The 17,557-nt window shown below is 71.2% G+C and carries 15 protein-coding genes; 6 read left to right on the plus strand and 9 right to left on the minus strand.

Annotated elements, in window-relative coordinates; all coding sequences use genetic code 11:
• Nucleotides 1-21: 21 nt before the first annotated feature.
• From H4696_RS08160 to H4696_RS08175, 4 genes are read right to left on the minus strand one after another with little or no spacing between them, the layout of a single operon-like run.
• Entirely contained in the window at nt 22-1,497 is a 1,476-nt protein-coding gene (locus H4696_RS08160; protein ID WP_086857691.1) for a flavin-containing monooxygenase, read from the minus strand.
• Nucleotides 1,494-2,339 carry an SDR family NAD(P)-dependent oxidoreductase gene (locus tag H4696_RS08165; protein ID WP_086857690.1) on the minus strand — a complete coding sequence of 282 codons (846 nt, stop codon included), beginning with the start codon at nt 2,337-2,339 and terminating at the stop codon, nt 1,494-1,496. Before H4696_RS08165 ends, H4696_RS08160 begins: the two co-directional genes overlap by 4 nt.
• On the minus strand, nt 2,323-3,213 hold the full coding sequence (locus H4696_RS08170) for an alpha/beta fold hydrolase (protein WP_086857689.1): 891 nt from the start codon (nt 3,211-3,213) through the stop codon (nt 2,323-2,325). Before H4696_RS08170 ends, H4696_RS08165 begins: the two co-directional genes overlap by 17 nt.
• Nucleotides 3,210-4,496, minus strand: coding sequence for a cytochrome P450 (locus tag H4696_RS08175; RefSeq protein WP_086857688.1), 1,287 nt, complete (start codon nt 4,494-4,496; stop codon nt 3,210-3,212). Before H4696_RS08175 ends, H4696_RS08170 begins: the two co-directional genes overlap by 4 nt.
• Nucleotides 4,497-4,575: 79 nt before the next feature.
• Between H4696_RS08175 and H4696_RS08180 the strand changes: the two genes are divergently transcribed.
• On the plus strand, nt 4,576-5,169 hold the full coding sequence (locus H4696_RS08180) for a TetR/AcrR family transcriptional regulator (RefSeq protein WP_086857687.1): 594 nt from the start codon (nt 4,576-4,578) through the stop codon (nt 5,167-5,169).
• On the opposite strand, the gene H4696_RS08185 is transcribed toward H4696_RS08180, so the two are convergent.
• Nucleotides 5,159-6,133 carry an SEFIR domain-containing protein gene (locus tag H4696_RS08185; protein ID WP_086857686.1) on the minus strand — a complete coding sequence of 325 codons (975 nt, stop codon included), beginning with the start codon at nt 6,131-6,133 and terminating at the stop codon, nt 5,159-5,161. The genes H4696_RS08180 and H4696_RS08185 overlap by 11 nt on opposite strands.
• 181 nt (nt 6,134-6,314) lie before the next feature.
• Here H4696_RS08185 and H4696_RS08190 point away from each other — a divergent pair, with 181 nt between their 5' ends.
• From H4696_RS08190 to H4696_RS08210, 5 genes are all read left to right on the plus strand, one after another.
• Complete coding sequence (locus H4696_RS08190) at nt 6,315-6,878, plus strand: toll/interleukin-1 receptor domain-containing protein (protein ID WP_086857685.1); 564 nt, start codon at nt 6,315-6,317, stop codon at nt 6,876-6,878.
• A 3-nt stretch (nt 6,879-6,881) separates the two neighbouring features.
• Complete coding sequence (locus tag H4696_RS08195) at nt 6,882-8,498, plus strand: CATRA system-associated protein (protein ID WP_086857684.1); 1,617 nt, start codon at nt 6,882-6,884, stop codon at nt 8,496-8,498.
• The gene (locus H4696_RS08200; protein ID WP_086857683.1) at nt 8,495-9,148 is read left to right on the plus strand and encodes a hypothetical protein; all 654 of its coding nucleotides are present in this window, start codon (nt 8,495-8,497) and stop codon (nt 9,146-9,148) included. The genes H4696_RS08195 and H4696_RS08200 overlap by 4 nt, the downstream gene beginning before the upstream one ends.
• Nucleotides 9,148-12,210, plus strand: a complete 3,063-nt coding sequence (locus H4696_RS08205; RefSeq protein WP_086857682.1) for an ATP-binding protein — start codon at nt 9,148-9,150, stop codon at nt 12,208-12,210. Before H4696_RS08200 ends, H4696_RS08205 begins: the two co-directional genes overlap by 1 nt.
• A 66-nt stretch (nt 12,211-12,276) precedes the next feature.
• A complete protein-coding gene (locus H4696_RS08210; protein ID WP_249026895.1) occupies nt 12,277-12,831 on the plus strand; it encodes a dihydrofolate reductase family protein in 555 nt (184 codons plus the stop codon).
• On the opposite strand, the gene H4696_RS08215 is transcribed toward H4696_RS08210, so the two are convergent.
• The 4 genes from H4696_RS08215 to H4696_RS08230 all read right to left on the minus strand — a co-directional run bounded on the left by H4696_RS08215 (nt 12,828) and on the right by H4696_RS08230 (nt 17,479).
• Nucleotides 12,828-13,376 (minus strand): hypothetical protein, encoded by a 549-nt coding sequence (locus H4696_RS08215; protein ID WP_086857681.1) that lies wholly within the window; start codon nt 13,374-13,376, stop codon nt 12,828-12,830. The genes H4696_RS08210 and H4696_RS08215 overlap by 4 nt on opposite strands.
• Before the next feature lie 95 nt (nt 13,377-13,471).
• Nucleotides 13,472-14,422, minus strand: coding sequence for a 3-oxoacyl-ACP synthase III family protein (locus H4696_RS08220; RefSeq protein WP_086857680.1), 951 nt, complete (start codon nt 14,420-14,422; stop codon nt 13,472-13,474).
• The gene (locus H4696_RS08225) at nt 14,419-16,257 is read right to left on the minus strand and encodes a ThiF family adenylyltransferase (protein ID WP_086857679.1); all 1,839 of its coding nucleotides are present in this window, start codon (nt 16,255-16,257) and stop codon (nt 14,419-14,421) included. Before H4696_RS08225 ends, H4696_RS08220 begins: the two co-directional genes overlap by 4 nt.
• Nucleotides 16,258-16,639: 382 nt before the next feature.
• Nucleotides 16,640-17,479 carry an Asp23/Gls24 family envelope stress response protein gene (locus H4696_RS08230; protein ID WP_192782159.1) on the minus strand — a complete coding sequence of 280 codons (840 nt, stop codon included), beginning with the start codon at nt 17,477-17,479 and terminating at the stop codon, nt 16,640-16,642.
• Nucleotides 17,480-17,557 lie beyond the last annotated feature (78 nt).

Below are 17,557 nucleotides of genomic sequence, written 5' to 3' on the forward strand. Positions count from 1 at the left end.
GGGCAGGGGCGGTTCCGAGCGTCATGCGCCCAGTCTGCCCGCTCCCGCCGTCCGTCGCGAGAACCGCAGGGCGCCGTCGTCGATCTTGCCGTGCCGGAGCTTGACGACGTCGTGCGCGTAGCTCATGCCCAGCTGCCACGGTGCCCGCGAGCCCGCCTTCGGGAACTCGTCGATCGACCGCAGCACGTACCCGGCGTCGAAGTCCAGCAGCGGCCGCTCGGTGACCGCCGGGTCGTCGTTGACCGGCACGGCCTGGTCGTACCCGTGGCGGTCGAGGTGGCGCAGGAGCCGGACGAAGTACTCGCCGACGAGGTCGGCCTTCAGTGTCCAGGACGCGTTCGTGTACCCGATCGTGAAGATGAAGTTCGGCACGCCGCTGAGCATCATCCCCTTGTAGGCCATGGTTTCCGGCAGCTTCACCGGGTCGCCGTCGACGACCAGGTCGATGCCGCCGAAGGCGAGCAGCCGCAGCCCGGTGGCGGTGACGACGACGTCCGCTTCGAGCTCAGCGCCCGACTCGAGCCGGATGCCCGTCCCGGTGAAGGAGGCGATCCGGTCGGTGACGATCGAGGCGTCGCCGCGCTTGATCGAGCGGAACAGGTCGCCGTCCGGCACCAGGCAGAGCCGCTGGTCCCAGGGCTGGTAGCGGGGCTTGAAGTGGGTGTCGACGGCGTACCCGGGCGGCAGCTGCTTGAGCGCGGCCTTGCGGATCATCGCCTTGACCACGCCGGGGCGGCGCCGGCTGAGCTGGTAGATCAGCGTGCTGACCGCGACGTTCTTCCAGCGCGCGATCGGGTAGGCCAGCCGTGGGCCGAGCAGGTCGCGCAGCCGGTTGGCCAGCGCGTCCTCCGACGGCAGCGAAAGGATGTAGGTGGGGGAGCGCTGCAGCATCGTCACGTGCTCGGCGCGGTCGGTCATCGCCGGCACCAGCGTCACGGCGGTCGCGCCGCTGCCGATCACGACGACCTTCTTGCCGGTGTAGTCCAGGTCCTCGGGCCACTGCTGGGGGTGCACCACGGTGCCACCGAAGTTCTCGATGCCGGGGAACTCCGGGGTGTGGCCGCCCGCGTAGTCGTAGTAGCCGCTGCACAGGTACAGGAACTTCGCGGTGAACTTTACGGGCTTCCCGTCGTGCACCGCCCCGACCGTCCACAGTGCGTCCTCAGTGGACCATTCGGCGCGGACGACCTTGTGCCCGAACCGGATGTGCCGGTCGATCCCGGCTTCGGCCGCGGTGTCGCGGACGTACTTCAGGATCGACGGGCCGTCCGCGATGGCCTTGGCGTCGGTCCACGGCCGGAACCGGTAGCCGAGGGTCTGCATGTCCGAATCGGACCGGACGCCCGGGTAGCGGAACAGGTCCCAGGTGCCGCCGATGGCGTCGCGCGCCTCGAGGATCGCGTACGTCTTGCGCGGGAACGCCGTCCGCAGGTGGTGGGCCGCGCCGACGCCGGACAGCCCCGCGCCGACGATCAGGACTTCGACGTGCTCGGTCATCGGACGGCCTCCGTCCGCCGCGGGCGCTTCATCACGCGCGAAAGCACGGCGTTGTAGTGGGTGGGGGTGATGCGGGCGAGCGCGTCGAACAGGTAGGCGTCCGGGCCGACCAGGATGCGGGCCTTCCCGCGGTCGACGCCCGCGTGGATGATCGCCGCCGCCTTGTCCGGCGACGTCATGGTCATCGCCTCGAACTGCGCGGCCATCTCCTCGCGGGAGCGGCCCTGCCCGGTGGGGTCGCGGCGGACCCGGGCGTTGCGCGCGATGTTCGTCGTGATGCCGCCGGGGTGCACGGTGATCGCGCGGACGCCCGCGCCGTGCAGTTCCTGCCGCAGCGACTCGGTGAACCCGCGGACGGCGAACTTGGCCGCGCAGTACGCGCTCTGGTTGGGCACCCCGAGCAGGCCGTACACGCTGGAGGTGTTCACGATCGCGCCTTCGCCCTGCTCGACGAGGATCGGCAGGAACGCGCGCGTGCCGTGGACGACGCCGTGGAAGTTGATGTCGTGCAGCCAGTCGTCGTCCTCGATCACCGCGTCCAGCACGCTGGAGGTGACCGCTACGCCGGCGTTGTTGAACACCGCGGCCAGCGGCGCGGGCAGCCATTCCTTGACCTCGGCGGCGAAGCGCAGCTGGTCTTCGGCGTCGCGGACGTCGAGTACTCGGGTCAGCACCTTGCCGTGCAGGGCGGCGGCGGTCGCCTTCAGGCCGGCGGCGTCGACGTCGGCCAGCGCGACCGGCGAGCCGAGCCGGGACAGCCGGGTGGCCAGCGCGCGGCCGATTCCTGAAGCCGCACCGGTGATCACCACCGGCCGGCCGGTGATGCTACGGGGCCGTGACATCGCTGCTCCTCGCGTGCTTGTCGATGAGGTCGAGGACGGTGGGCCACGCGCCTTCGGGCAGGTCGTGGCCCATGCCGCGGACGGTTTCGCGGCGGGCGCCGCGGATCGCGCGGGCGGTCGCGCCGCCGCCGGTGGGGTGGACCATCCGGTCGCGGTCGCCGTGGATCACCAGCGTCGGCGCGGTGATCTTGCGCAGCAGCGCGGTCCGGTTGCCGGACTTCATGATCGCGGCGAGCTGGCGGCCCACGCCGCCCGCCGTCGGGTCGCGGTCCCACCCCGTCCCGGCCAGCTCACGCACCCGGGCCTCATCGAACGGGAAACCGTGCGAGCCGATGTGCCGGAACATCCGGACCGCGCTTTCGACGGCCTCTTCACGCGACTTCGGCGGCTTCCCGCCCATCATCCGCAACGTCGAGAACGCGGGACGGCCGAGCAGGCGCGACCCGGTCGTCGACATGATCGACGTCAGGGTGCGGATCCGGTCCGGGTAGAGCGCCGCCACCGTCTGGGAGATCATGCCGCCCATCGACACCCCCGCGATGTGCGCGGTTTCGAGGTCGAGCGCGTCGAACAGCCCGATGGTGTCGGCGGCCATGTCCTTCAGGTCGTACTGCTGCTCGGGGAACCGTCCGGCGAGCATGGCCGGCAGGCTCGGCGGCCGGAAACGAGGGTGCGTCGAGCGCCCGGCGTCGCGGTTGTCGAACCGGATCACCTCGAAGCCGCGGTCGGCCAGCTGCGCGCAGAAGGCGTCCGGCCAGCTGTGCAGCTGCTGGCCGAGACCGGCGACGAGGACCAGCGGCTCGGCGCCGGCGTCCCCGATCCGTTCGTACGCCAGGGAAATCCCCCGGCCGGCGTCGGCGATCTGTTCGGTCACTGCTCTCCTCCGGTTCGGCGGCGCACGACCGCGCGGCCGCCCTTGGCGGGGGCGTAGGCCACGCCCCTCGAGTGCCAGCGTTCGCCGGGCTCGGTCGTCGGTACGAGCGTGAAGTCCCGCAGCAGCGTCCGCAGCACGACGGTCATCTCCATGGTCGCGAAGGCGGCGCCGAGGCAGCGGCGGGTGCCGCCGCCGAACGGGATCCACTGGTAGAGGTCCGGGCGCGCGCCGGCGAAGCGGTGCGGGTCGAAGGTGGCCGCGTGCGGGAACACGGCGTCGTCGTCGTGGATCAGCGCGATGCTGACCAGCACGTTGTACCCCTTCGGCAGGGTCCACCGGCCGAGCTGGAAGCCGTCCTGCTTGACCTGCCGGGCGGTGAGGTCGATGACCGGGCGGGTGCGCTGGACCTCGAGGATCGTGGCGTCGAGGAGGTCGTCGCTCTCGGCGAGCTCGCGCAGGATCGCCGGGTGGCGGCGGAGGCGTTCGACGGCCCAGGCCAGCGTGGTCGCGGTGGTTTCGTGGCCGGCGGTGAGCAGGGTGAGGAGCTGGTCGGCGATCTCGTCGCGGCCGAGCCCGGAGCCGTCGTCGTAGCGGGTCTGCAGCATCATCGCGAGGACGTCGTCGCCGTCCGGGCGAGCCTTGGCGATCAGCCGGTCGACGATCGCGTCGTACTCGCGGCGCATCCGTTCGAAGCGGCGCCACGGGTTGAAGCGGCCCTTCTTCGTGATCGGCAGGACGGCCAGCCGCGAACCGAGGGTGACGAACGGCGGGAGCAGCTCGCGCAGCTGCGCGAATTCGGCCCCTTCCGCGCCGAACACCGCGCGGAGAATGGCGTTCAGGGTGATCCGCATCATCGACGGCAGCGTGGCGAACGCTTTGCCGTCCGGCCAGCTCGCGAGTTCGCGGACGGTTTCTTCTTCGACGATCTGCTCGTAGGCGGCGAGCCGGCGGCCGTGGAAGGGCGGCACCAAGAGCTTGCGCTGCCGCTTGTGCTCGTCGCCGGAGAGGGCGAACAGCGACCGCGGCCCGAGCACCCGGCCGAGGTTGACTTCGAGGTTGTCGACGAGGTCGGGCCCGGAGGTGAACAGCTGCTTGATCTCGGCGGGATTGCCGAGCACGACGGCGTTGCCGAAGATCGGCACGTCGACGGTGAAGGCGTCGCCGTAGCGCTCCTTGAGCCGCCGCATTCCGCGCAGTGGCTGGGTCAGGGCGTAGGCACCCTGGACGGCGCGGGGCACGGCCGGCCCCGGCGGCAGCGTCGCGGGGCGTGTCATGGTCGTCATCGACCCTCCCGGGAAGGTGGTACGCGAACGTACCGTCGGTACGGTACGCCGGTGTACCATCCGGTTTCAAGAGGAAGGGGTGACTGCCGTGGACGTCGACACCCGCCGGCACCGCCAGCGCCTGCTGGACGGACTGGCCGAGTCGATCACCGAGACGGGCTTCCGCGACACGACGGTCGCCGACGTCGTCCGCCGCGCCCGCACTTCCCGCCGGACGTTCTACGAGCACTTCTCGAGCCGTGAAGAGTGCCTGATCGCGTTGCTGGCCGACGCGAACCGCGCGATGATCGAGCAGATTTCGGATGCGGTGGACCCTGGTGCGCCGTGGTCCCTTCAGGTGCGCCAGGCGATCGAAGCGTGGATCGCGTGCGCGGAGTCGGAGCCGGCGATCACCCTGAGCTGGATCCGCGACGTCCCGGCACTGGGGGCGGCGGCCCGCGACTTGCAGCGCGACGCGATGGAGGGGTTCATCGCGATGACGCAGCGGCTGACGGACACCCCGTCGTTGCGGGCGGCGGGGATCAGCCCGCCGTCCCGCCAGGTGGCGATCATCCTGCTGGGCGGGTTGCGGGAGCTGATCGCGACCACGGTGGAGGACGGCGGGCGAGCGGGGGACGTCACCGAGGTGGCGGTGCGGGCGTCGATCGCGTTGCTGAGTCCGGCTACGTCATAGTCGGATCGCCCAGTGCCAGCTCGGGCGGCCGCCCACCCCGCCGGTTGACGACGACGGCCGTTGACCCGAACGGCGACGCCGTCGCGCCCGGGCGGGACATCTCCACCCGCAGCAGGCGCGCGCCGGTTACTTCCAGGTCGATGGTCGCGGGCTTCCCGACCGCGACGTCGTGCTGGGCGCGCGCGGTCCCGTCGAGCACCACGCGGACCCGCCCGACCTGGAACTCGTCGGCGGCGTCGTCGGGAACCCCGGCGACGGTGCTGAACCGCTGGTAGTTCCCGCCCAGCTCGAGCTCGACGAACCCGGTCCCGGTCGCGGTCGGTGACGTCGGGCGCAGCACGATGCTCTCCTCGTAGCGGGTGCCGCCGATCGATGCCGGGCCGCGGCGGACGCCGTTGCTGGCGCACAGCCACGGCAGCTCGCCCGCGGGCACCTGCCGGGGCTCGCGGACTCCGCCGAGCCAGGTTCCGCGGCGGGGCATCGGGGTCGGGCCTTGCCCGGTGATCGCGGCGACGAGGTCGGCCACGCCGTCCGGCGTGAATTCGTCGACCTGGTACCGCGTCGTTGAGTAGGCGTTGAGGAAGACCGGGATCTCGTCGATCGAGCGGCCGGGCAGGACGACGGGCAGCACGCGCTCGGTTTCCCGGCGCAGGTCCCGGGTCAGGTAGTCGCGGAGGATCGCCGCTTCGAACTGGGAGCCCCGGCCTTCGTGCGGCATCGCGGTGCCGTCCGCGCGGCGCTTGTAGTCGGGTGAGGCGATGACGAGGATGAAGTCCGCCTTCTCCAGGTTCTCGGTGGCCCACAACGACCAGTCCCGGCGCTTGTTGTCGTACCAGGAATCGAGGTGCACGTCCAAGCCGATGCCGGCGCGCAGGAACGACGCGAAGCGGTGCACGAGTTCCTTGTGCGCCGGGCTGTCGTGCGAGTAGGTGACGAACACCCGGGGCGCTTCACGGTCGGTCATCGGGAAAACGATGATGCGCCGATTCCGCGTTTGTCAAGGCTTTCGAGTGGGCGGTCGAGATTGTCCAGTGGTGGCCAGGTATTGGCATGGTTCTGTCCAGTTTCCCGCCTTTCCCGGCCGCTCAGGCCCGGCCTAGGATGGCCGTTGCCTGGTGGGGAGCGGCTAAGGAGCGAAGACACGCGTGTACGAGTACGACGTGTTCATCAGCTACCAACGCACCGGCCGGGACATTTCCGCGTGGGTTAAAAACCATTTCCACCCCCGGCTCGCGGAAGTCCTCGACAACAATCTCTACCGCGACGCGCGGATATTCTGCGACGACCGGGTGCCCACCGGCACGAGCTGGCCGGACGAATGGCGCACGGCGTTGCGGCACACCCGCGTGCTGGTGCCGGTGTGCTCGCCGAAGTACTTCCGGGACGAATGGTGCCTCGCCGAGTGGTACTCGATGGCGAAGCGCGAGGAGCTGACCAGCGGGCCGCTGATCTACCCGGTGATCTTCTGCGACTCCCGGAACTTCCCGGAGTGGGCCCACGAACGGCGGATGCGCGACCTTCAGCAGTGGAACCACCCCTTCGAGCACTTCCAGCTGACGCCGGCGTACCTCGAGTTCAACCACAAGATCGCGGAGATCGCCAAGGAACTCGAAGAGCTCATCGAACGAGCGCCGGATTGGCGGGCGGACTGGCCGGTGCTCACCCCGGCCCCCGAGCCGCCGAAGCCGGCGCGGATGCCGAGGTTCTGACGGATGCCGGGTTCGGTGTTCACCTTCTACTCGTACAAGGGCGGCGTCGGCCGCAGCTTCACGCTGGCCAACATCGCCGTGCTCCTCGCCCGCTGGGGACACCGGGTGCTCTGCCTGGACTGGGACCTCGAAGCGCCAGGGCTCGGCGACTACTTCCGGCCGCAGCTGCCGGGCCGGCCCCGCGGCGGCGTGGTGGACCTCGTCGCGGACTTCCAAGCCGGCCGGTTCGCGCCGAACGCGCACGTCATGCGGCTGCGGGGCGCCCGCGCGCTCGACTTCATGGCGGCCGGGAGCGAGGGGCCGGCGTACGTCGGCCAGGTGCAGGCGATCGACTGGGACGAGCTCTACGACGAGGGGTTCGGCGAGTACCTCGAGAAGTGCCGCGAGCAGTGGACGAACGACTACGACTTCGTGCTCATCGACAGCCGCACCGGGATCTCCGACATCGGCAGCATCTGCACCGCGCACCTGCCGGACCACCTCGTGGTGCTGTTCACGGCGAACCGGCAGAGCATCCGTGGCGCGATGGACCTCGCCGGGCGCGCGGACAAGGCGCGGAACCTGCTGCCGTTCGACCGGTCGCGGCTGACCGTCCTGCCGATCCTGTCGCGCTTCGACAACCGGGAGGAGTACGGCCGGTCGGAAGAGTGGCGGAAGATCGTCGTCGGCGAGACCGCCGAGCTGTACCGGACGTGGCTGGACCAGAGCGTCGCGCTGGAGACGATGTCCCGGCACCTCACGCTGCCGTACGTGTCCTACTGGAGTTTCGGCGAGCAGCTGCCGGTGCTGTCGGAGAAGACGCCGAGCGCGGACCAGATCGGGTTCGCGCTGGAGACGGTCGCGGCGGTGATCGCGTGCCGCCTCGACCGCACGGACCTGCTGGCGGAGAACCGTGACGCCTACGTGGCGGCGGTGCGCGCGAGCCGCCAGGAGTTCAAGCACGAACTGCGGGTCAGCATCCCGCGGTCGTCGGTGGGACCGGCCGCCGAGCTGGTGGCGGAGCTGGAGAAGCTGAACGTCCGGGTGGTGAAGTCCCTGTCGGGCGACCGCTCCCTGCTGTCCCGGGCCGAGGACGACGCCCGCCACCTGTGCCTGGTCGTCGACGGCAAGGTGAGCCGCTGGCAGGCGGCGGAGGTCGAGCTGTTCCTGCACCGGACGCTCGGCCAGGACCGCCGGGTCATCCCCGTCCTGACCTCCGGCACGGAGGCGGCCGGCCTGCCGGGCTACGTCGGCAACCTGCGCTACATCCGCCTCGGCGCCCGCGGCCCGGCGGAGGTCGCCCGCGACCTGGTCGCCCAGCTCCAGGGCTTCACCCCGCTGCTCGAAGCGGTCGACGTCGCCGAAGTCCTGCACCAGGCCCGCGAGGCGCGGCTGCGCCCGTCCCGCTGGGACCTGGTCGACGAACTGGTCGACGGCCTCCGCGCGGCGATCGGCGCCGGCGACGACGCCCGGGCGAACGACCTCGCGGCCGACCTGGCGGTGACCACCCGCGCCCGCCCCCCGAACGGCGACGCCCGCGACGCGGCGCCCGAGTCGACCCGCTACGCGATCGACTGGCTCCTGCGCCTGCTCGACGCCCGCGCGAAAACCACGACGCAGCACCGGAAGGAAGTCGAATGACGGACCGCTTGGGACAGAAGCAAACCGCGGCGATGTTCACGCTGATGGTGCTGGGCCGGGAGGTGTCCAACCAGGAGCTGGAGGAGGTCGTGGGGTTCACCCTCACGGGCACCGAGCGCACGGGGCTGAACAAGCTCGGGTACGTCGACAGCGACCGGACGGGACCCAAGCGGAGTTTCGTGCACGAGCTGAGCGAGAGCGGCTGGGCGTGGTGCGAGCAGGAGCTGGCGGCGGGCGGTCCGCCCCCGCAGCGGGGCCAGAGCCCGCTGGCGGCGGCGCTTTACGTCATCCTCGGCCGGCTGGGGGAGTACCTGCGGCGGGAGAAGCTCCGGCTGGCCGACCTCTTCACCGAGGGCGAAGCGGGCCCGGTGGAAACGCCCGTTGCGGGCGGAAGCCTCGAAGACCGCATCCGGCTCGCCTACCGCGAGCTCGTGAAGGAGCCGCGCGGGTGGGTCGGCCTGGTCGACCTGCGCCCGAAGCTCGGCGCGCCCGCCGCCGAGGTCGACGCCGTGCTCAAGGAGCTGAGCCGGCTCGGCAAGATCCACCTGGTGCCGGAGGACAACCGCAAGGCGCTCACCGCGGCCGACCACGAAGCGGCGATCCGCATCGGCGGCGAGGACAACCACTTCGTCGCTTTCGAGGCGTCGTGATGGACGAGCTGAAAGCACTGGCGACGCTGAGCTTCGACTGGGCGGACACACCCGACCACGTCTGGAAGGATTCGCCTTACCACGTCGACGGGTTGCACGCTGATGCGCTGGCCGCACTCGACACGGGCATCCGCGACGCGGTGACCAGCGACGGGCCCAGTCCGATCGGGCTCGTCCTGCGCGGCTTGAAGGGGGTCGGCAAGACCCACCTGCTCGGCCTCGTCCGGCGTCAGGTGCACCGCGCGCGGGGCTACTTCTTCCTCGACGACGTCACCGCCGCCGAAGCGTTCTGGGAGAACACGGCCGAGGCGCTGCGCCGTGGACTGACTCGCCCGGACGATTCGGGCGAGTCCCAGCTGAAGCGATTCCTGCTTCGCGTGTGCCTGCGGGCACACGTCCACGCCGAGGTCGAGGCGAGGATCCGGCGGGGGCGCGGGCTGACGGTGGAAGACGTCGAAGCGTTCGTCGACGGAGTGGCGTCGCTCGACGAAATGGTCGCCGACGAATGCGGGGACACCGCGCGGGCCCTCGTGCTCATCGCCAGCCGGGACCGCGGCGCCAAGTACATCGGAGAGGACTTCCTCGACGGCGACGCCGAGCTGACCTCGGAAGCGCGCCAGTGGAACATCTACTCGCGGCCGAAACCGTCTCGGGTTCTCGTGCAGGAAATCACGCGGCTGCTCGCCCTCACCGGGCCGGTCGTGATCGCCGTCGACCAGCTCGACACGCTGGTCGCCCGCTCGACCAAGGGCATGCTGAGCGACGGTGTCGGAGACGATCTGCTGGTGGCTCAGATCGCGGACGGGCTGATGGGTCTGCGCGAGGTCACGCACAAGACCCTGACCGTGCTGGCTTGCCTGCCGTCAACGTGGGAGCAGATCAAGACGAAGGCGGCGGGAACCGTCCCGGATCGCTTCCGGGAATCGGTGATGCTCGGCCGGATCACGCACGCCGAGGTCGGCCGGGCACTCGTGGAAAAGCGGCTGGGCGTCGCCTACCAAGCCATGGACTTCACGCCGCCGTACCCGACCTGGCCGGTCGCGCCCGAGGCGTTCGACGAGCCGTGGGAGCAGTGGACACCTCGTGAGCTGCTGAAGCGGATCGGCGCGCACATCGACGCGTGCCTGCGCAGCGGGCAGGTCAGGGAGCTCGTGTCCTTCGACGAAAAGGTCACGGTCCCGGCCGCGCCCGTGCGCACCGCGGTCGAGAGCGATCGGTTCGCCGAGCTGGACAGCCAGTTCGAGAAGCTGCAGGCGGAAGCCGATCCCGGGAAGCTGCTGGCCGAGAAGACCGTCGACAAGGCCATGCCGGACCTGCTCTCCGCCGCTTTGCGGTGCTGGGTCACCGAAGTCGGGGACGACGACCTCGAGTGGTCGTGCGAGCGGCAGAACGCGCGCAGCGAGGTGCACGCCTGGCTCACCCGGACCCTCGACGAGGCCGCGGACCTCCAGGAGCACTGGGCGTTCCGGGCGATCGCGGCCCGGGATCCGCGGGCCGCGCTGAGCCGGTTCCGGAAGGCGCGGTCCGCGGCGGGGCAGCGGCAAGGTGCGGACAACCGGCACCTCGTGATCCTCCGCGACGCTTGGGGACGTGGGGCCAAGACGCGGGAAGAGGTCGAGAAGTTCACGACCGCGGGCGGCAAGACGATCCCGCCGAGCGCGGCCGACGTCCGGATCTTCTGGGCGCTGGACAAGATGCTCGCCAACGGCGGCCGCGAGCTGCACGAGTGGCTCATCGACCGCCGGCCCGCGAGCCGGTCCGAGCTGCTTTCCGCCGTGCTGCCGGAGAAGCCGTCGGGGCAGCCCGCGGAAGGGACGCATCCGCCGCCGGGGGATGGGGAGATCACGCTCGGGACCGTCGTCGGCTCGGGGGAGCCGGTGCGGGTCGAACTCTCCGCGCTGCGCAAGCACGCCGCCGTTTTCGCGGGGTCCGGTTCGGGGAAGACCGTGCTGCTCCGGCGGATCGTGGAGGAGTGCGCTCTCCTGGGGGTTTCCGCGATCGTGCTGGACCCGAACAACGACCTCGCCCGCCTCGGCGACGCCTGGCCGACACCACCGGAGGGCTGGGGTCCCGACGACGCCCAGCTGGCGAAGCGCTATCTCGCCGAGACGGACGTCGTCGTCTGGACGCCGGGCCGGGCGACCGGGCGGCCGTTGGCCTTCCAGCCGTTGCCGGACTTCGCCGGTGTCCTCGACGACTCCGACGAGTTCGCGGCGGCGGTCGAGGTGGCCGTGGCGACGCTGGCGCCGCAGGCCCGGCTGACCGGGACCACGGCGAAGACCAACATCGGGCTGGCGGTGCTTCGGCAGGCGGTGGTCCAGCACGCGCGCACCGGGTCGCGGAGCCTGCCGGAGCTGATCGAGCTGCTGACCGACCTGCCTGAGGACGTCAGCAACCTCAACGACGCCAAGCGCATCGCGGCCGGGCTGGCCGAGGTCCTCAAGGCGGCGATGGTCAACGATCCGCTCTTCGCGGGTGGCGGCGAACCGGTGGATCCGGGCGTGCTGCTGACCCCGGCCGAGGGCAAGCGGGCGCGGGTCTCGGTGATCAGCTTCGTGGGCCTGCAGGCGGAGGAGCAGCGGCAGAACTTCGTCAACCAGCTGCAGATGGAGCTGTTCGCCTGGATCAAGCGCAATCCGGCGGGGGACCGGCCGCTGGGAGCGCTGTTCGTGATGGACGAAGCGCAGACGATGGCGTCTTCGGGTTCGCTGACGGCCAGCACCCGCAGCACGATCGTGCTCGCCTCCCAGGCCCGCAAGTACGGGCTGGGGCTGCTGTTCGCCACGCAGGCGCCGAAGGGGCTGCACAACCAGGTCGTCGGCAACGCGATGACGCAGTTCTTCGGCCGCCTCAACAGCCCGGCCCAGATCGCGGCGGCCAACGAGCTGGCGCGCGCGAAGGGGAGCCCGGTCGCGGACATCTCACGGCTGGAGCGCGCCCAGTTCTACGTGGCGGGGGAGGCGTTCGGGTTCCGCCAGGTGGCGACGCCGCTGTGCTTGAGCCACCACCCGGCCAGCCCGCTGCGGCTGGAGGAGGTGATTTCCCGCGCACGGGAAACGTGAGCGTGTCGATCCGGGCGGAGTTCGTTCGACGCAGGGGTGAAGCGCACCCGACCCGAGGAGCACCCCGTGATCCGCCTCTACATGAGCATGTCCCTCGACGGCTACATCGCCGGCCCCGACGACCGGCCCGGCCAGGAGCTGGGCCGCGGGGGCGGCCGGCTGTTCAACTGGCTCGACGACCGCCACGGCGACGGAGTCAGCGGGCAGGTGTACCGCGAGGCGTCGGCGACCGGCGCGATCATCTCGGGACGGCGGACGTACGAGCTGGCCGGCCGGTGGGGTGGCGACCACCACGACGGCGTGCCGATCCACGTGCTGACCCACCGCGTCGACCCGGCCGACCCGGCGCCCGGCAGCACGCGGTACTTCACCGACGTGGTGGCCTGCGCCGAAGAGGCCCGCGCGGCGGCCGGTGAGCGCGGTGTCATGGTGCACGGCGCGGGCGCGGCGCAGGCCCTGCTGGCGGCCGGGCAGCTGGACGAGCTGGAGATCCACCTGGTCCCGGTGCTCCTTGGCGGCGGACGGCGGCTGTTCGGGGAGTCGGACCCGGTCGAACTGCGGCTGGTCCGCCGCCTCGAAGACCGCGACGTCACGCACCTGCGGTACGAGGTCGTGCGTTAGGCCTGCTTTTCCTCGTACTGGGCGAGGATCGCGTGCGTCGCGTCGATCAACGCCGGCGCTTCGCACACCTGCGCGAAGATCTCCGCGTACTGCAGCAGCACCAGCCGCAGTTTCTCCAGCTCGTCCCGCAGTTCTTGCGACCGCTCCCAAGCCGCCTCGTGGGCGACGATCGCCGTGCCCTCGGGCCGGGTCGCCTCCCACTCCTGCAACGCCGGGTGCCACTGGGCCAGCACCGGGCGCAGCACCGCGTTCAACATCCAGATCGCGAGGTGCCCGAAGCGGTACTCACTCTTCCGAGGCGGCTTCGCCACGGACGGGCCGTACTTGCGCAGGATCTCCCGCGTCACCCCGAACAGCTGGTACAGCGAGGAAAGCGCCTCCCGCAGGATGCCGTGGTTCGGGGCGAGCGGCGCCACCGTGATGCGGGTGACCAGCTCGACGTACAGTTCCCACGCCGCATCGCGTTCCGCCTGGTCCGGGCGCCATTCGCCGGACAGCTTCGCCGGGCCCCAGCCCAGATCCACCCTGACCTTGTCGATGGGCATGTGCCGCCTTCCCGATCCGTTACCGTGCGCAACGGCAGTCTACCCACGGTCGAGCCGGCCGCCGTTCGTGTTACGGACCGGGAAGGGCGGTCACCTCAGCCGTGGCGGAAACACAACGTGCCCCACTGGAAGCCCGCGCCGATGGACGACACGACGTACGTGTCGCCCGGGCTGACCGCGCCGGAGCCGAACCGGGTGTGCAGGGCCGTGAACACCCCGGCCGATCCCGTGTTGCCCAGGGTGTCCACCGTGATCGGGGCGCGGTCACGGGGGATCGAAAGCTTGTCCAGCGCCGCGGTGAGGATGTTCAGGTTCGCTTGGTGCAGGAAGAAGTGCGTGATCTCCTCGACCGGCACGCCCGCGTGGTCCGCCGCCCGGAGGATGCTGTCCGGGAGGCACCGGGTCGCCGTGTTCCAGACCGCGCGGCCGTTCATCTTCAAGTACTCACCGGCGGCGGGGATTTCGACGTCGTACGACAACTCCGAGCCGAAGTCCCAGCCCAGGAGGCCCGCTCCCGCGGCGGCGCGGGTGAGCACCGCCGCGCCGGCCGCGTCGCCGAAGAACACCCTCGTGGTGCGGTCGGCCGGGTCGGTCACCCGCGACGCGCAGTCCGCCGCCAGGACCAGGACCGTCCGCGCCGCCGACGTCTGCAGCAGGTGCGCGCCCAGGAACAGCGCCTGGACGCCGTTCGCGCACGCCGCCTGCGTGACGTCGAGGGGCAGCGCGCGGTCCGCGCCGAGCAGTTCCTTCACGATCAGCGCCGTCGAGGGCAACGGCTGGTCGTAGGTGTACGTCCCGACGATGATCGCGTCGAGGTCGCGCGGCGAGACGCCGGCCGCGGCCAGGGCGGGGTGCGCCGCGGCCGCGCACATGTCCGAAGTGGCGCGGTCCGGCGCGAGGCGGCGGCGGGCGCGGATGCCGGTGCGGCTGACGATCCACTCGTCCGACGTGTCCAGCGTCGCCGCGAGTTCGGCGTTCGTCACGACCTGCGGGGGCAGGTGCACGCCGGTGCCCGTGATGGCCACCGGGACCGGGAGCGCCGTCATCGCGCACCGCCCGCGTAGACGTCGCGCGAGGGGTGCAACTGCTGGTCGAGGTCGGTGTAGAACCGGCCCGACCCGCACGGCCGGCCGAGCAGGATGCGGCGGGCCGCCTCCCCGCACAGCGCGCCGCCGAGCGCCACCCCCGAAGCCAGCTGCGGCCAGCTGCTCAAGGTACGGCCCAGTTCACCGAACGACGCCGCCAGCTCCGGGCTGATCCGGCCCGCGTCCACCATGGCCAGGATCAGCTCGGTCCGGGACTTCGCGGTCAGCTCCAGGACGTCGACCGACTTCACGTCGCCGAGCAGGCCGTGCAGCAGCGGGCGGTCGGGTTCGCGGTCGAACCGCTCGACGTCGAGCATGCCGCGGTCGTTGCAGTCCATCACGACCGGCACGCCGAGGTCGCGGGCGTACTCGCGCGCCGCGATCTTCACCCACGGCGTGTCGCACTCCTCGACGAGCAGGTCGAGCCCGCCGGCGAAGAACCGCTCGATCGTCTCCGGGGTCAGCCCGGCCCGCTCGATCTCGATGTCGAGGTAGGGGTCGATCTCGAACATCTGCCGCGCCGAGAGCACCGCCTTGTTGACGCCGAGGTCGTGCAGCCCGCCGCGCAGCCGGTTCAGGTTGGACAGCCCGAAGTCGTCGAAGTCGGCCAGCTTGAACGCGCCGCCGATGCCCTCCAGCGCGAAGGTCAGCGCCGCGCTGTTGCCGACCGACAGACCGATTACGCCGATCCGCTTGCCGAACAACCGTCGCTGCTCGGGCCGCTCGATGCGGCCGCGGTTGCGGTCGGTGCGCACGAGCCGGAACTCCTCGCGCGGCAGCACGTGCACCAGCCGCCCCGACCACGGGTACCACGCCCAGGTGCCGTACTCCCACGGCTCGGCACCCGCCAGCTGTTCACGCTTCTTGCGCTCGACCTCGACGGCGTCGCGGCACGCCGGTTCGCGGCTGCGGACCAGCTCGGTGAGCTGCTCGTCGATCGTGTCGTGGACTTCGCGGACGTCGCCGGACGCCAGCAGCGCGTCGAGATCGGCCGCGGTGTGCAGGACCGGCCGGAACGTGTCGCGATCGGGCGCGGCGGTACCGGTCAGCGTGACCGGGGAGGTGCGGCGCGCGGGCGGCACGGGGAGCAGCGGGCCCGGGCCCGCCGCGGCGATGACCGGGAACTCGTCGCGCAACCGGGTGATCAGGTCGTGGTGCTGCCCGCCGCCGTCGGCGACGCGGTGGAGCATGATCACGACGTCTTCGGTGTACTGCGGCACGTAGCGGCGGGTACCGCGGACGGGCCGGAAGCCGAAGCGCTCGTGGAAGCGGTCCTGGCCGTCCTTCGTGCCGGAGGTGCCGATCATCGCCCGTGCGCCGAGGTGGTGTGCCGCGCCGATGGCCAGTGCGTTCAGGTGGAGGCCGAGCCCGAGCTTGCGGGCGCGGTGCTCGACCACGAGCCTGCTGTGCTCGAACACCTCGCCTTCCGGAAAGCCTTCGGCCGCGAGGAGTTCTTCGTAGCCTTCGTCGCCGAGGAAGTCGCGGGACTGGAAGCGCGCGCCGGTGTCCGGTGTGGACAGCCGGATGTAGCCCAGCGGCGGGCCGCCGGGACTGCGCCGCGCGAGGAAGTGCCAGGCGCCGAAGTCGAGGTCCTGGTCGTCGGCGTGGGTGCCGTCCGCGCGGCGGAACGCGGGGCGGCGGCCGTGGTCGAACAGGATGCGGGCGCGCAGCGCGCGAACGGCGTCGAGCAGCGAGTGGTCGCCGTCGCCCGGTCGCGGTCCGCGGAACGCGGTGACGTGCCAGTCGGGTGTGTCCGGCGCGGGCTCGGGCAGGCCGGGGTGGTTCAGGTGGGTCAAGTGTCGCCTTTTCCGGAGATCGGGGCGGCGAGGAGCCGGCCGCCCGCGAGAAGGACCTGGCCGGAGTGGTCCGGACCAGAGCGGCGGAACAGTAGCAGCGCACCGCCGCACCCGGCCGACGACGGCGGGAGAGGCGACGGGACCGGGAAATCCTTTACTCACGCGGGAAATCGACGACGCGTGACTTCGCGTGCCCGGTAATGATGAAGATCATCGGGCTCGCGCCACTCGAAGGAGTGGCGAGTGTTCTCCCAGCGCGACGGGAGAGAAAAGCGGCCGCGGCGGGTTCTCGCACCGGCTTCACCCCGGCGGGGGAGAGATCAACGCCCGGACCGTCCGGTGCGGCGCCCGGTCCCGGGTGGCGGGACCGGGCGCCGGGGGATCAGTCCGCTTCCGGGAAGTGGATGTCGGTGACGTGGACGTCCACGACCTCGACGTCGAGACCGAGGTACTGCTCGACGGCGTCGATCACGGCGACCCGGATCTGCTCGCCGAGCGCCTTGACTGCGTGGCCGAAGTCGATCACCAGCGGGATGGTGATCCAGGCGACCTCGTCGGCGAGTTCGATCGTGATGCCGTCTTCGGCGACGCTGTGCACGCCTTCGGCCTTGGCGGCGACGCGGGTGACGATCTTCGCGACCACCCCGTCGGCCACCGTGGTGCTGCCGCGGGTGCCGGCCGCGGGGCGGGTCTCGGCGGCCGCTCCGGTGACCACGGCTTCGGCTTCGGCGACGACTGCCTCGGCGGCGGGTTCGGTCTCGGCGACCGGTTCCGCTTCCGCGGCCGGCTCGGTCTCGGTGGCTGCCTCGTCTTCTTCGGCGGCGACGGCTTCGGGCTCGGCGTCGTCGGCGGCCGAGTCGTCCTCGGCGGAGTCGGTCTCGTCTTCGGTGGTGGAGTCGTCCTCCGCGGACTCGGCGTCCGCGTCGTCTTCGGCGACCGCGTCGGTGTCGTCCTCGGCCACGGCGTCCGAGTCCGTGTCGTCCTCTTCGGTCTCGGCGGTGTCCTCTTCGGTGCCCGCCACGTCCTCGTCGGTGTCGCTGTCGACGGCCACGGCGGTTTCCGCGGTCGCTTCGGCCTCGGCCGCGGAATCCGTCTCCTCGGCGCTGTCGGCCGGGGCCTCGGCGACCACGGGCTCGGGCTCGACGGTGCCGTAGGCGTACCCGCCGGAGCTGGGGTTTTCGTTCTTGGGGCGGCCGAAGATGCTGTTGATGACGTCGGACATGGTTTCCCTTCCCGGGGAGCGACGACTCACTGTGAGGACGATCAGACGGCGCCACTATAGGGTGAAGCCTGTGACGCG

This window comes from Amycolatopsis lexingtonensis (genome assembly GCF_014873755.1).
GTDB lineage: Bacteria > Actinomycetota > Actinomycetes > Mycobacteriales > Pseudonocardiaceae > Amycolatopsis > Amycolatopsis lexingtonensis.